The 14,037-nt window shown below is 52.8% G+C and carries 12 protein-coding genes; 9 read left to right on the top strand and 3 right to left on the bottom strand.

All coding sequences use genetic code 11. From position 1 onward, the window contains the following. The first annotated feature begins 19 nt into the window (after positions 1-19). From EDM54_RS07285 to EDM54_RS07300, 4 genes are all read left to right on the top strand, one after another. Positions 20-454 carry a hypothetical protein gene (locus tag EDM54_RS07285; RefSeq protein ID WP_003388625.1) on the top strand — a complete coding sequence of 145 codons (435 nt, stop codon included), beginning with the start codon at positions 20-22 and terminating at the stop codon, positions 452-454. Further along, on the top strand, positions 442-738 hold the full coding sequence (locus tag EDM54_RS07290; protein ID WP_003388627.1) for a YxcD family protein: 297 nt from the start codon (positions 442-444) through the stop codon (positions 736-738). Before EDM54_RS07285 ends, EDM54_RS07290 begins: the two co-directional genes overlap by 13 nt. Before the next feature lie 288 nt (positions 739-1,026). Next, positions 1,027-1,719, top strand: a complete 693-nt coding sequence (locus EDM54_RS07295; protein ID WP_122957994.1) for a response regulator transcription factor — start codon at positions 1,027-1,029, stop codon at positions 1,717-1,719. Further along, positions 1,697-3,877 (top strand): sensor histidine kinase, encoded by a 2,181-nt coding sequence (locus EDM54_RS07300; protein ID WP_031932520.1) that lies wholly within the window; start codon positions 1,697-1,699, stop codon positions 3,875-3,877. The genes EDM54_RS07295 and EDM54_RS07300 overlap by 23 nt, the downstream gene beginning before the upstream one ends. Positions 3,878-4,140: 263 nt before the next feature. Here EDM54_RS07300 and EDM54_RS07305 read toward each other — a convergent pair whose 3' ends face one another. Genes EDM54_RS07305 through proV form a run of 3 tightly spaced genes read right to left on the bottom strand, consistent with a single transcriptional unit; the run spans position 4,141 to position 7,332 of the window. Then, on the bottom strand, positions 4,141-5,079 hold the full coding sequence (locus tag EDM54_RS07305; RefSeq protein ID WP_003388631.1) for a glycine betaine ABC transporter substrate-binding protein: 939 nt from the start codon (positions 5,077-5,079) through the stop codon (positions 4,141-4,143). An 11-nt stretch (positions 5,080-5,090) separates the two neighbouring features. After that, on the bottom strand, positions 5,091-5,930 hold the full coding sequence (locus EDM54_RS07310) for an ABC transporter permease (RefSeq protein WP_024984499.1): 840 nt from the start codon (positions 5,928-5,930) through the stop codon (positions 5,091-5,093). A gap of 1 nt (position 5,931) precedes the next feature. Next, entirely contained in the window at positions 5,932-7,332 is a 1,401-nt protein-coding gene (proV, locus tag EDM54_RS07315; protein WP_024984500.1) for a glycine betaine/L-proline ABC transporter ATP-binding protein ProV, read from the bottom strand. A 251-nt stretch (positions 7,333-7,583) separates the two neighbouring features. On the opposite strand from proV, the gene EDM54_RS07320 reads away from it, so the two are divergent. From EDM54_RS07320 to lplT, 5 genes are all read left to right on the top strand, one after another. After that, positions 7,584-8,132 (top strand): GbsR/MarR family transcriptional regulator, encoded by a 549-nt coding sequence (locus tag EDM54_RS07320; RefSeq protein ID WP_003388634.1) that lies wholly within the window; start codon positions 7,584-7,586, stop codon positions 8,130-8,132. A 255-nt stretch (positions 8,133-8,387) separates the two neighbouring features. Next, a complete protein-coding gene (locus tag EDM54_RS07325; RefSeq protein ID WP_024984501.1) occupies positions 8,388-9,761 on the top strand; it encodes a sensor histidine kinase in 1,374 nt (457 codons plus the stop codon). Positions 9,762-9,791: 30 nt separating this feature from the next. Continuing rightward, positions 9,792-10,433, top strand: coding sequence for a response regulator (locus tag EDM54_RS07330; RefSeq protein ID WP_003388636.1), 642 nt, complete (start codon positions 9,792-9,794; stop codon positions 10,431-10,433). 142 nt (positions 10,434-10,575) lie between these two features. Then, complete coding sequence (locus EDM54_RS07335; RefSeq protein WP_003388637.1) at positions 10,576-12,687, top strand: AMP-binding protein; 2,112 nt, start codon at positions 10,576-10,578, stop codon at positions 12,685-12,687. Beyond that, the gene (gene lplT, locus EDM54_RS07340) at positions 12,687-13,886 is read left to right on the top strand and encodes a lysophospholipid transporter LplT (RefSeq protein WP_122957995.1); all 1,200 of its coding nucleotides are present in this window, start codon (positions 12,687-12,689) and stop codon (positions 13,884-13,886) included. Before EDM54_RS07335 ends, lplT begins: the two co-directional genes overlap by 1 nt. The last annotated feature ends 151 nt before the right edge of the window (positions 13,887-14,037 follow it).

Genomic DNA, 14,037 nt, shown 5'->3' on the forward strand with positions numbered 1-14,037 from the left:
GGAGATGACTTTTCCTATAATGAAAAAATTACTGATGTTGGTCATTGCGTTTGTCCTTGTACTGGCTCCAACTGGCTTTGTAACCGATCACGCCGATGCCAAAGGCTACAAATCCGGCAAAAAGTCTATCGCTCCTACAAAAACGACGCCGAACAAAGCGGATTCCAATGTAAATGCGACGACGAACAACAACACCACGAATTCCACAACACCGGTAAAAAATACATCTACTGCTGCACCGAGCAAAGGCGGTTTCATGAAAGGCCTGCTCGTCGGCGGTCTGGCAGGATTGCTGTTTGGCAGCCTGTTCAGCGATTTGGGCGTACTCGGCTCCATCCTCGGATTCATGATCAACATCCTCGCGGTCATCGTGTTGATCGCTGTGATCCGGAAGGTTTACTTGCTCTTTAAAAACCAGCGTAAAAAGCAGGAATGGGATACATGGAAACGATAAAAATTCTTGAGCAGGACATTATAAACGCCATTTGCATGCATGTGGCGAGCAAAAAGCAGATTCAGCCGCAAGAGGTTGCCGTCGAGCTGATGTGGGACGAGGACTACGGTTTTTCCGCTGAAGTGTACGCCAACGACCGCAAGCAGATCTTTATCAAAATCAACATTATTGAAGCGATCCGTTATTGGCTGCAGACGTACATGCACCGCGATCCTTATTCGGCCAGACTGGAACTCGTTCTAGACGAAGAAGAAGGCATTATCGCCTATGCGAGCTACGGCTGATAAAAACGCAGCACAATTCTGCACGATCATTGTTTGCCATAAAAAAGCATCATCGGAAAATTGCTGAGCTATGATCCGAATGTTGAGCTTTGACCCGCAAGCCGGACACTTTACCAGGTGCCCTGTCTTGCGGGTCATTGTTTTCTTTTTCGCCTATCATTTCTTTTCGTAAGAATTTTGTAAGGATTTTCAAAGCCCTTTTGTAAAAAGTACCCGGTATGATAGAAATATCTCCTCGGTTCGGGAAATGAACAGACACAAGAAAGATTCGTAAGGTGGGAAGCTGGCGTGTCCAAGTATAATGTGCTTGTCGTGGACGATGAAGCAGAAATCCGCGACGCGATCGAAATTTATCTCAAGAACGAAAACATCAAGGTATTCAAAGCGGAGAACGGACTTCAAGCTTTGGAAGTGTTAAACAGCGAGGATTTGCACCTCATTATCATGGATATTATGATGCCGCAGATGGACGGGATCAAAGCGACCTTTGCCATCCGGGAAAGCCGAAACATTCCGATCATCATGCTGTCGGCAAAATCGGAGGATACGGACAAAATCCTCGGGCTTAACGTCGGAGCGGACGATTATGTAACGAAGCCGTTTAACCCGATGGAGCTGGTAGCGCGGGTCAAATCGCAGCTGCGGCGCTATACCCATCTGGGGACGTATGTTGCGGGCGAAGACGAAATTCACGTCAGGGGGCTGGTCCTCAACACGACCTCCAAGACGGTTTTTGTCGATGACGAGGAGGTTCGCCTGACCCCTACGGAGTACAAAATCCTCGAGCTGCTGATGAAAAACAAGGGCCGTGTCTTCTCCATTGAAGAAATATACGAGCTGGTCTGGAAGGAACCGTACATGAACGCCGAAAATACGGTGGCTGTACATGTGAGAAGAATCAGGGAAAAGATCGAGATCAACCCGAAGGAACCGAAATATTTAAAGGTGGTATGGGGAATTGGATACAAAATCGAAAAATAAGCTGGGGCTGATTCTGGTTTCCCTGCTGTTCCTGTGTATGACCTCTCTTTCTTTCCTGGCGTCGGCGGACATCGCTTTGCGGACCGATTACCTTCAACAGGACCGCTACTACAAGACAAATGGCTTCCAGGAGGAGCTCAGCCAGTTTATCGACATGGTCAAAAGGCTTCATTTCAACTACCGGGGGTATCCCGACAAAACAGATATGGAGAAGCTCGGAGAAGATCAATACGAGCAGCTCAAGAGCGATTTCGCGAGCAGCTCTGCGGGGCAAATGGAAGAAATCAACCAGCATTACGCTTCACTGATCGCGGAAGCCGAGGCTTCCGGAAAAGCGGCGAATGTCCCCAAGCTGGAACAGGCAAGAGACCAGGAACTGCAAAAGATACGCCAGTCTCAGGAAGAATCGTTCCGGCAAGCGGTGAAGCAAGCCGTTGCCGCAAAGGACCAGGAATACAGGGATCTGGAGGATAGCATCGCTTTGCGGAGCGGGTCATTCCGCTACTACATCGTGAACAAGAACAGGGACGAGGTGTACACCAATGTACCGACCCCTCCTTCGGTGGAAGAACTGAAATCCAACTCTGTCTATTCCATCCGCTTTCCTAACAGCGACAACGAAACGGATAACAGCTTCCGTTGGATCAATCACTTTTTTCAAACCAATCACTGGGAAGGGATCATCTACGTCCCGAAAAATGTGGAAGGATACAGCCTGATCCACTCCAACGCGCAGTATTATGCGGCGATCCGCGAAAGGCTGTTCAAGGAATGCGCCCTGCTCGTCATCACCGCTGTAGCTGCGGTCGGACTGTTCCTGTATTTGCGCAAGCGCGCAGCCGAGCTCTCCTTTGTCGAAGGCTCGCTCTTCTTGCTGCGGCGCATTCCCGTTGACCTGCGAATCTTCGTGCTGTTCTTTGCCGTCTTCTGCGCGGTTGTGCTGGCCATCTCCGTCTCGTTTTTTTCGCTGCCTCTTCGTCCCGAGCAGCTCATTATCCTCGGGCTGGAATCGTTCGCCGCAGCCTACGTTACGCTCTGCTTGATAGAGGCCGCTCGGATGCTACGGGACCGAGAGCTGTGGCAGCGGCAATGGCAGAAAAGCTGGTTTGTCAAATACCGTGAACTGCTCACGGATGTATTGGCCAATCGAAACATCTTGGTCAAGCTCATCCTGATGGTTGGCCTGTCGCTTGCCTTTCCCGTGAGCGCATTGGTCGCTCTCATTTCCCTTGATCGTCGCGAAGAGCTCTTTCTGTTGGTTTCAGGAGCTTACTGCCTGTTTTACGTCACTATCGTGCTTCCGTACATTCTCAGGAGAATCAGCCTGATGAACAAAATCTTCCGCGGTGCCGAAGAGATGGCAGCCGGAAATCTGGACCACCAGATCATCGCGACAGGCAAAGGAAAAGGAAACCTGTCCCGCCTGGCCGACAACCTGAACAATATCAAGCAAGGCTTCAAGGAATCCGTCGAAGGCCAGATAAAAAGCGAACGGCTCAAGTCGGAGCTGATCACCAATGTCTCCCACGACTTGAAAACGCCGCTCACCTCTATCGTCAACTATGTCAATCTCTTAAAAGGGGAAAATCTGAAGCCTGAAGAAGTCGCAAGCTACATCGAAGTGCTGGACAGAAAGACCCAGCGGCTGAAGGTGCTGATCGACGATCTGTTCGAGGCGTCCAAGATGGCCAGCGGAGCGGTAGAGCTGCAGGTGGAGAACGTCAACGTGGCTTCGCTTTTGAATCAGGCCCTGGCGGAGTTCAGTGACAAGATCGAGGAGTCCTCGCTCACCTTCCGCGTGCAGGTCGAGCAGCAGCAGATGTTTGCCAAGCTGGATGGCAACAAAACGTGGAGAGTGCTGGAAAACCTGATCGTCAATGCGCTGAAGTATTCCATGCCGAATACGCGCGTGTACGTCTCCCTGTCCGAGCAAAACGCAGAAGTCATCCTCACCATGAAAAACGTCTCCGCCTACGAGATCGACTTCGATGCCGAAGAACTCTTCGAGAGGTTCAAACGGGGTGACAAATCACGGCATACCGAAGGCTCCGGCCTCGGTCTGGCGATTGCCAAAAGCATCGTAGAGCTCCAGGGAGGACGTCTCGAGATTGAGATCGACGGAGACTACTTCAAGGTCACGGTCGCGTTTCCGAAGTAACCCGGGTAGGTCGTGTTCCGTGTTCCTTAGCTTCCTCACCTCTGCAGCTTCCAGGTCTATAAATACAAAAAAGTACAGCCCTGCACCCGAATGAATCGGGAACAGGGCTGTCTTTCTTTTAGATACCTTGCTTGCATCTTTGTTTGCTTACTTACTCACTTACTTGCTCACTCTTACTTGCTTACCCGCTAACTTATTTGCTTTTTTGCTTATCCGCTTCCCTACTTGCTCGCTTACCTAGCCTTTTCTCACCGGATTTGTCCTTACTTCTTCAAATCCTCAATCGAGTCGATGTCCATATAAGCAGGAACGACGAGTCCAACCTTGGTTCCTTCCAGATTCGCGCCCAGGTCTTCGACGTCTTTACCCAGCTTTTCATAGTAATCGGCGTGAGTGGTCGGCAGCCATGCCGCTACCATTCCGTCCACATCGCCATTGGCTACGCCAGCCCACATCGGACCTGCTTCCACCTGGCTCAGCTCGACCTGGTACTTCAGCTTTTGTTCCAGAACGGTCTTGACGACATTCGTGCTGGCAATTTCCGAATCCCACGCTACATACGCCAGGGAAATCTTCTTGCCGTCCGCAGGCTGAATGCCCTCAACCCACTTGTTTACCTTTTCTTCGTTGTTTTTCACCCATTCGGCTGCTGCTTCCTCGGGCTTTTTCCCGTCTGCAATGTCCAGCATCACTTTTTCCATGTCCTCGGTCGTCCAATGGAAATTGTCGAGGAAAGCATACGCGCTTGGCTGATCCTCCTTCAACCCTTTACGCACAACCGTATGAATCTCTTCACCTGCTCCGAACACGCCTTTCGGGTCCTTCAAGTATTTCAGCTCATACTTGGAGAACTTCCAGTGCGGTGTCCAGCCTGTGATGATGATTGGCTTTTTGTCCTTGTACGCCTGTGTCAAAGCGGCGGTCATCGCGGCACCGGAGCCCTCGACCAGCTCCCAATCCTTCAGGTCGTATTCCTCGATGGCTTTTTCTGCCGCTTTCATAATGCCAGCACCCGGATCGATCCCGATGATTTTGTAGTCGACCTGGGCTCCGACACCGCCGGAACCGCCGGTTGAACCTTCTGCGGACTGGCCGCCCTGGCTATCTTTTGGCAGCTCCGCGGATGGCGCTCCCGAGCAGCCTGCCATCAGCAAGCTAATTCCCAATACGGCTGCGATTCCTGTGCTCCATCTCTTTTTCATGAAGACCCCTCCTAGGCGTTTTTCTTTTTCCCCATGCTTTGGGTGATCCTATCCAATAAAATGGCCATGATGACGATTGCCAGACCGGCTTCGAAGCCTGCACCGATCTTGATCTGGGTAACGGCGCGGTACACGTCCGCCCCGAGTCCTTTGGCACCAATCATCGACGCGATCACGACCATGGACAGCGCGAGCATGATGCTTTGGTTGATACCTGCCATAACGGTTGGTCTGGCAAGCGGCATCTGTACTTTCACCAGCTTTTGCCACGCCGTGGAGCCGAATGCATCCGAAGCCTCGATCAGCTCGGCTGGCACTTGTCTGATCCCCAGATTGGTCAGCCGGATCGTCGGCGGCATCGCAAAAATAACGGAGGCGATGACCCCGGGCACTTTGCCCAGACCAAAGAAGAAGATCGCCGGAATCAGGTAGACAAACGCCGGCATCGTTTGCATGAAATCCAGAACAGGCGTCACGACATTGCGGACGCTATCCGTTCGCGCACACCAAATCCCGACAGGAATACCGATAATGACAGAGATAAGACCAGCAGTCATAACCAATGCCAGGGTATCCATGGCGTGCTCCCAATACCCCAGATTTTCGATCAGAAGAAGTCCGATAAACGAGAACAGGGCGATCGGCCATTTTCCTGCACGATAAGCGAGCAGCACCAGGACGATGATCAAAAGCCACGACGGCAACCCCGAAAACAACAGGGCAAACAAATCGACAAGACCGCCGATCACTGTCGTAATCATGTCAAAGACGATGCCCAGATGATCATCCAGAAAATCAACCACATTTTCTATCCAACGGTCTACCGGCAACTTAGGAAAAAGCTCTCCCATCCTACTTCACCTGCCTTTCTTCCGCGAAAGCATGCTCCTCATCCGTTTTCACGTCCGCGGCAGCCTGCTTGTTTTCGCTTTTGTTCACACCGATATTCACACGCGTATTCGCGCTTGCATTCAAGCTTGCAGGATTCATCGCATTCGTCCCTGCATTCTCACCGCTATTCGCACCTTCCATCGCAGCGGCAGTCTGATCGGCATGGGGAGTGCTGCCCACTTCCGGATTTACCTTCCCTGCCAGACCTCCCAACACGCTGCCCTTCACGACAACACCGAGCAGGCGGTTTTGTTCCCCGACTACTGCTACCGGAATGTCTGAAAAAGCGACCAGGTCAAACAGCTCGTGAAGCAATGTCTTTGGCGAGACCGTCGGAATCTCTTTTCGCATCACAGACTCCAACGTCAAGGACTCCTGCTTGGCCGTATTCACCGCATCGGCCGTCACTACGCCAAGCAGCGTTTTTTTGCGGTCCACCACATATAGGCTGGAGACGCCGCTGTCTCTCATAAGCTGCAGGGCGACCCGCGGCCCCTTGTCTAGCGTAATCGTTTGGGCCCGCTTCATCACGTGCTCGGCAGAAAGAACCTTGGAGCGGTCCACGTCTTCCACGAATTTCTCCACGTACTCATTGGCCGGATTGGTCAGAATTTCTTCCGGCGTTCCGATCTGAACGATCGTCCCGTCCTTCATCAGCGCGATCCGGTCCCCGATCTTCAGCGCCTCATCCAGATCGTGCGTAATAAAGATAATCGTCTTTTGCATCGTCGCCTGCAATTCCAGAAGCTCATCCTGCATGTCTTTGCGAATGAGCGGATCAAGCGCACTGAACGCTTCGTCCATCAACAGCACATCCGGATCGTTTGCCAGCGCTCTGGCGAGTCCCACCCGCTGCTGCATCCCGCCGCTCAACTGATCCGGGTAGCTGTCTTCCCAGCCGGCCAGCCCGACAAGCGACAGAGCTTCACGCGCTTTCGGCTCGCGCTCAGATTTTGGAATATTCTGTATTTCCAAACCGAACTCTACGTTCTCCAATACGGTCCGGTGGGGGAAAAGGGCAAACTTTTGAAAGACCATACCCAGTTTTTTTCTTCTGACCTCTTGCAGCTGCTGTTCGTTCATCTGCACGATATCCGCATGGTCAATCAGAACTTTTCCCTCTGTAGGCTCAATCAGCCGGTTCAACAGCCGCACCAGCGTCGACTTCCCGCTCCCGGACAATCCCATAATGACAAAGATTTCGCCCGCCTCTACTTCAAAGCTGGCCTGGTTGACCCCGACGGTCAGACCGGTTTCCTTCAAAATCTCCTGCTTGGTTTTACCCTGCTTTACAAGAGGAAGGGCGCGCTGCGGCTGACGCCCGAATACTTTCGTCAACTGCTCTACCTTGATTTTTGGCATAACGTCACCTCCGAATAAATTGTTCGCACGAATCTGACCCTCTTATTGTATCGGTCGGCCCTTTGTTTCCACAAATTTGGTAAGGGGCCATATTCGAGCGTAATCTTTGTTCAGAAAAAACTTTACGTACTTTTTGTTCCGTATTCTCAGTATATCTAGCATATACGGTAAGATTCGTTTATTTACTTTCGCAAACTTCATTAGTACAATCGTTAACAGGTAAATTGACCAGAGGAGCTGCTCTTTTCAAAATGGAAGACAAACATGAAGAAAAATTGAATAAGGCCCAGGAACGGGTCATCGAGACACTAGCCAAGAACATGGAGCTGTATGGGATTACGATGTCTACTGGTCTGTTGTATGGCACAATGCTGTTTCAGGATAAAGCCATGACCTTGGACGAGATGGGCGAAGCGCTCGGCATGAGCAAAACGAGCATGAGCACAGGTGTCCGCACCTTGATGGATTTGCAGATGGTGGACAAAATCTGGAAAAAAGGCACACGGAAGGATCACTACGAGGTCAATCTGGATTGGCACCAGACCTTTATTGATTTCTTCTCCTTGAAATGGAGAGCTGCTTCCGAGCAAAATGTGCATGCGATGAAAAAGTCCCGGCTGGAGCTCCAATCCCTGCTCCAGAACGAAGAGCTTTCCGAAGATTTAAAGGCGCGCGTGGAGAGAAGCATCACCCGCATAGACAACGCACTGGCTTACTACGACTGGCTTTCCCGGTTCATCGACACGATGGAGTCGCATGAGATTTTTGAGCTTGTTCCGAAAGATCCGGTAAAAAAATAGAGAAGCACGAAGCAAAGGAAAAGGCTCCTTTCTCTACTTATCATGTAGAAAAAGGGGCCTGTTTTTATTTGTCCATCAGAAAGCTTGAAGCGTTTTGCCGGCGCTTTTCCTTTTCTCTGTCAGCCATGCTTGTTTCCGCTTGATTTTGGACGGGGCGAAGCAAAAGTTTCCGCAAAAGAGAACCTTGCCAATAAGGCGCCTGCCGCTCCGGTACGGTATAATGGAATCTATACAAATGACAGGAGAAAAGCCGCCATGATGGTTCTCATCTTATTGGCCATATGGGCCTTCGGGGCCTTTGTCTTGTACACGGATCCGAAAAACACGTCTACACGCTGGGCCAGCGCCACCGCATTCGTCGGAGGATGCGGGTTCTTGTCCGCCGTATTCGACGAGACGCTCCTGCCGCTCGTAAAGGACTCGTTTCCGCTTTCCGCTGCCCTGTCCGCCGCGCTGCTCATGGCCAGCAGGGTCTCGTCCTTTATCTGTCAGGTGGGCTTGCCTTACGCGTTTCTCATGTTCGCCGTACACTCCGGAGATTTTCTGAGGCAAAAGACCAAGACCATTCTCCAGTATGCGGCTCTGCTCCCGCCCCTGATCATGCTGCTCATCACACCGATCTACCCGGTGCTGCAGTTTGACTACTGGCTGATGGTGGCATGGGTGATTCCGTATTTTATCGCCGCCAGTCTGATCCTCATCTTGCTGTACAAAAAGGAAAAAGACCCGCTCGTGAAACAGAGCAGGCTGTTTACCAATATTCTCGTCATTTTCCCGGTGCTTCTGGTGTTTATTACCATTTACGTGATGCGGACGCAAAACCACTATGAAGCCTGGAGGTACAACAGTCTGATCGTCGGAATTCAGTTTCTTCTGATTTTGGTGATCAGTGTCAAGTACGGCTTTCTCGGAGTCAAATGGCGCGTGGAAAAACGTCGTCTGGACAGCACACTCCGGGCGATGACGTCAGGGGCGCAAATCATTAACCACACCATCAAAAACGAAGTGGGAAAAATCTCGCTCTACACGGAACGGATGCAGGATTATGCGGAGAAAACCAACCAGCCTGCCCTGCAGGAAGATATACAAGTGATCAAGCAGTCCACTTCCCACCTGCTTGATATGGTCAATCGCATCCAAGGGCAGCTTCGGGACATTGCCCTGCGCGAGGAAACGATTCAGCCCGCCGCCTTGATCGAGCACGTCCTGCAAAATTTGCGCCCCCTCGCGGAACAACAGCAGGTGGATATCCGGACAGAGCTGGACGACCAGTGGCTGCTTCGCTGCGATCCTGTGCAGGTCCGCGAGATTTTGATCAACCTGACCATGAACGCCCTGGAGGCGATGAAGCAGGGCGGCACGCTAACGCTGCACCTGTTTTTATCCAAGAAACACCTCGTCATCGCCGTAGCCGACACCGGCGTAGGGATCGCCAAGGAAAACCTTCCGCATGTACTCGATCCCTTCTTCTCGACCAAGAAGACGGGGACAAACTTCGGGCTCGGGCTTTCCTACTGCTACAACGTGATGCAAAAACACCAGGGCACCCTGGAAATTTACAGCGTCAAGGACGAGGGAACAAATGTCTTCTTGTACTTCCCGCACCAGCGGGTGGAGTCAGTCGAATAAAGAAAGCACCTGTGAAAAGGAGGGAGACCCATGGAACAAATCCGCGTCTATATCGTGGAGGACGACCCTGTGTGGCGAAAGGGATTGATTGATTTCATCAGCAAGGAGGCCGATCTCTCCATCGTCGGCGAGGCCGCCGCCAAGGACGATGCGCTCGCCTGGTTTCAGGACGGCGAAGCCGACGTCGTGCTGATGGACATCAACCTGACCGAGAACAATCTCGACGGGATCGAAACCGCGCTGGCGCTGACGGAGATGGGCCGCGAGCTGGCCATCATCATGCTCACCTCGCTGACGGCAGAGGAGGTCATCGTCGAATCCTTCTCCGCCGCGGCGGTCGTCAATTACATCAGCAAGTCCAATTTCAAGGAAATACCCGGTGCGATCCGCGCCGCCTATCAGCGCCAGTCCGCCATCCATCCCACCGCCGCCGCCGCGCTTCGAAACGAATTCATGCGGCTGAAAAGCGGCGAGGACCAGAAGCTGCTGTCTCCGGCGGAAAAGGACATCCTGCAGCTCATCCACCAGGGCCAGACGCAATCCCAGATTGAGCAGACCCTGCACATCACCAAGCGCACGATCAAAAACCACATCAACCGCATCCTGAAAAAAATGGGCGTCAAAACGAGCAAGGAAGCGGCGGCCAAGGCCAAACAAAAAAAGCTGTTTTGAGCGGCTTTCCAGCTCCTCACAGCCTTATCCGGTAGTCTTATGACCAGGTACCAATGAAAGTTGGTACTTTTTTTACTTCTGGCGCCGCGTAGAATGAGAACTAACAAGACCGGTCCTTATCACAAGAAAAGGTGTGGTTCAGATGGTTCTCATTTATACCTTTATCAAATGGCTTCTGATGCTCTGGTTTCGCCCGCGTGTCCATGGCCTCGGCAAGCTGGATCTCTCCCAGCCGGGCATCATCATTCCCAATCACGTCTCTTTGTTGGATGCGGTGCTCCTGTCCTTCTGCCTTCCATCCAACACGACCTTTGTAGCCAATACAGAGATCGCAAAAAAGTTTTCACTTTTCCTGCGTTTCCGAAAACATATCACCGTTGACCCGATGAATCCTTATTCCATTCGCCATATGATCCGCGTCGTCAAAAACGGCGATTCGCTGGTCATCTTCCCGGAAGGCCGCATCACGACAACCGGCGGCTTGATGAAGATCTACAGCGGCGTAGGCTATCTGGCGATGCGAACCGGCGCTACCGTTTACCCGGTCATCATCCAGGGCCTCGAGCGCTCCGTATTCTCGTATCTGAAAGGCAAGCTGCGCATCGTCTGGTTCCCGAAGGTAGACATCACGGTCGGCACTCCATTTACGATGCATAAAAAGGAAAACGTCTCGATGCGGGAGCAAAAGGCAGCCGGAAGCGACCTGATCCTGCGCACGATGCAGCGCGAGCTGTTCCAGGCTCGGATGAAACAGAATGTAAACATGTTCAACGAAGCGCTGGAGGCTTCCAGGATTCACGGCAAAAAGCTCGTCATCGCCAAAGACATGACATCGTCCATCAACTACCGGACGCTTTTCATCGGCAGCTATCTGCTCGGCGACAAAATGCAGAACCTGTTGAAAGGCGAGCGGACGGTAGGTGTGCTCCTGCCGACATCCGTCGGGCATCTGGTTACACTGTTTGCCCTGTTCCGGATCGGCGTGACCCCGGCGATCCTGAATTTCTCGCTCGGCATCCGCTCGCTTCTGGATTGCTGCGAAACGGCCGGGATCAAAACAGTATTGACCTCCCGCGTGTTTATTGAAAAAGGAAAGCTGCAGCATCTGATTGACGGACTGGAAGGGCGCGTACACATCGTTTACCTGGAGGATGTCAAGGCGTCCGCTACGACAGGCAACAAGCTTTCCGCCCTGGTCTCCTACCTGACCGGCAAGCGGTCAAAGGCTGAGACAAACGAGCTGATCCTGTTTACCTCCGGCAGCGAAAGCAAGCCGAAGGGCGTCGTCCTGACGCATACCAACCTGTACGCCAACATCATGCAGGTAAAAAGCGTGATCGATCTGACGAACCAGGACAAGATTTTAAACGCGCTGCCGATGTTCCACAGCTTTGGCCTGACGGCGGGTTCGATGCTGCCAGTCATCGCGGGCATTCCGGCCTATCTGTATCCGAGTCCGCTTCATTACAAGGTCATCTCTGAGCTGTGCTACGACCAGAACATCACGCTCATGTTCGGGACATCGACATTCCTCGCCGGCTACGGCAAATATGCTCATCCGTACAACTTCTACTCGCTCCGCTATATTTTCGCCGGAGCGGAAAAGCTGAAGCCCGATGTACGGCAGATGTGGATGGACAAATTCGGGGTACGCATTTTCGAAGGCTACGGTGCGACAGAGACATCCCCGATCCTCTCGCTGAACACGCCGCTGGCCAACAAGCCGGGTACGGTCGGGCGTCTCTTGCCCGGCATGGAATACCAGCTAGAGCAGGTAGAAGGCATCACCCAAGGCGGCGAGCTGCTCGTCAAAGGCCCGAACGTCATGAAGGGCTACCTGATTCACGGCAAAGGGTTTATTCCCTGCGAGGAATGGTACCACACAGGCGACCTCGTGGAAGCCGATGCCGACGGATATTTGACCATTCAGTCGCGTCTGAAGCGCTTCGCCAAAATCGGCGGAGAGATGGTTTCGCTCAATCTCGTGGAGGAGCTGGCTGCCCAGTGCTTTGGCCATTCCGATTTTGCCACCGTCACGATCAGCGACGCTCGCAAAGGAGAGCGCATTCTCCTCTACACGACAGATGAAACGGCAAAGCTGGATCGGCTTCGGGCTTACCTGGCGGAGAAGCAATTCTCTCCCCTGCTGCTCCCGTCCTCCATCCGCTGGACCAAAGCGCTGCCCTTGCTTGGCAGCGGAAAAACGGACTACGTCACGCTGAAACAAATGGCTGAAAAAGGAGAACCCGCATGATGAAAAATCGAATGCGACCGCTGCAGGCCCTCTACTTTACCCAGTTCCTGTCTGCCTTTGCCGACAACATGATCCTGTTTGTCATCGCCAATTTGCTGCAGGACAACGGCTTTTCACCCGTGATGCTGGCGCTTGTTTCGATGGCCTTCTTTCTTCCTTATATCGCTTTGGCCCCGCTCGTGGGGCCTTTCGCCGACAAGCATCCGAAGTCGCTCGTGCTGGTGGTTGGCAATCTGATCAAGGTGCTGGGTGTCCTGATTCTTCTGGTTATTGACCAAAGCAGTATCCTGATGCTGATGCTCGCTTACTTTACCGTCGGGGTGGGGGCGGTCGTCTACTCTCCCGCCAAGTACGGCATCCTGCCGGAGCTGACGCAAAATGAAGACCAGCTCTTCCATGCCAACGCCCGCATCGAAGCGTATACGATCATCGCCATTTTGACCGGGATCGGGGGCGGCGGCGCGATTGCCGCCATGACCCCCACCCTCGTATCGTCCGCCATTTGTCTGGTTCTGTACGGCTTGTCCGTGTTGATGACGTTCAACATCCCGAGGATCAACGGAAACGCGATGATTCGCTACGGCACGGAAACCCGTTTGTTCTTTGCACACTTCCGGCAGCTGCTCAGAAAGCCGGAGACCGGATTCGCCATTGTCGGAACAGGCGCCTTTTGGATGAGCTCCTCGGTCCTTCGCGTAGCGGTTATCGCCTGGATTCCGATCGCGCTCGGGATCGATCCGAAAAGCTCTGCGGTCTCGCTGATTTTGGCAACGACATCCATCGGGATTATCGCCGGTGCGTTTCTCGCTCCCAAGCTGATTCCGCTGCAGCGGTTTTACCGCTCGATCATGTACGGCTTTCTGATGTTTGTGCTGATCCTGCTGTTCCCGCTGTTCCATATCACGGCGGTTGCCATCCTGTTTTTGCTCCTGGTTGGCTTTATGGGCGGCGTGTTTATCGTCCCGATGAACACCGTCCTGCAGGAGGAAGGAAAGAAGATGGTCGGTACGGGAAAAACGATTGCCATTCAGAACTTTGTCGAGAACGCGCTCATGCTGGTTGGATCGGGTATCTACTACGTCATCATCTATCTCGGCACAACCGTCAGCGGCGCGATCATTGCCCAGGGTCTTGTTCTGCTGGTGTTCCTGCTGTATCTGGCCGGGCAGACCAAACGGCTGGCGGCAACGAGGATGTAGGGCCGCCAGCGTGCATCCCTGTTTTACAATCGAGTAGGAGGGGGCGACTAACCCCCGTCCTCTCACACCACCGTACGTACCGTTCGGTATACGGCGGTTCACCAAGCTTGACGAATTTGAGAATATCGTTGCACTAAGCTTTTCAGCCCTG

The organism is Brevibacillus borstelensis, assembly GCF_003710865.1.
GTDB classification, from domain to species: Bacteria; Bacillota; Bacilli; order Brevibacillales; family Brevibacillaceae; genus Brevibacillus; species Brevibacillus borstelensis.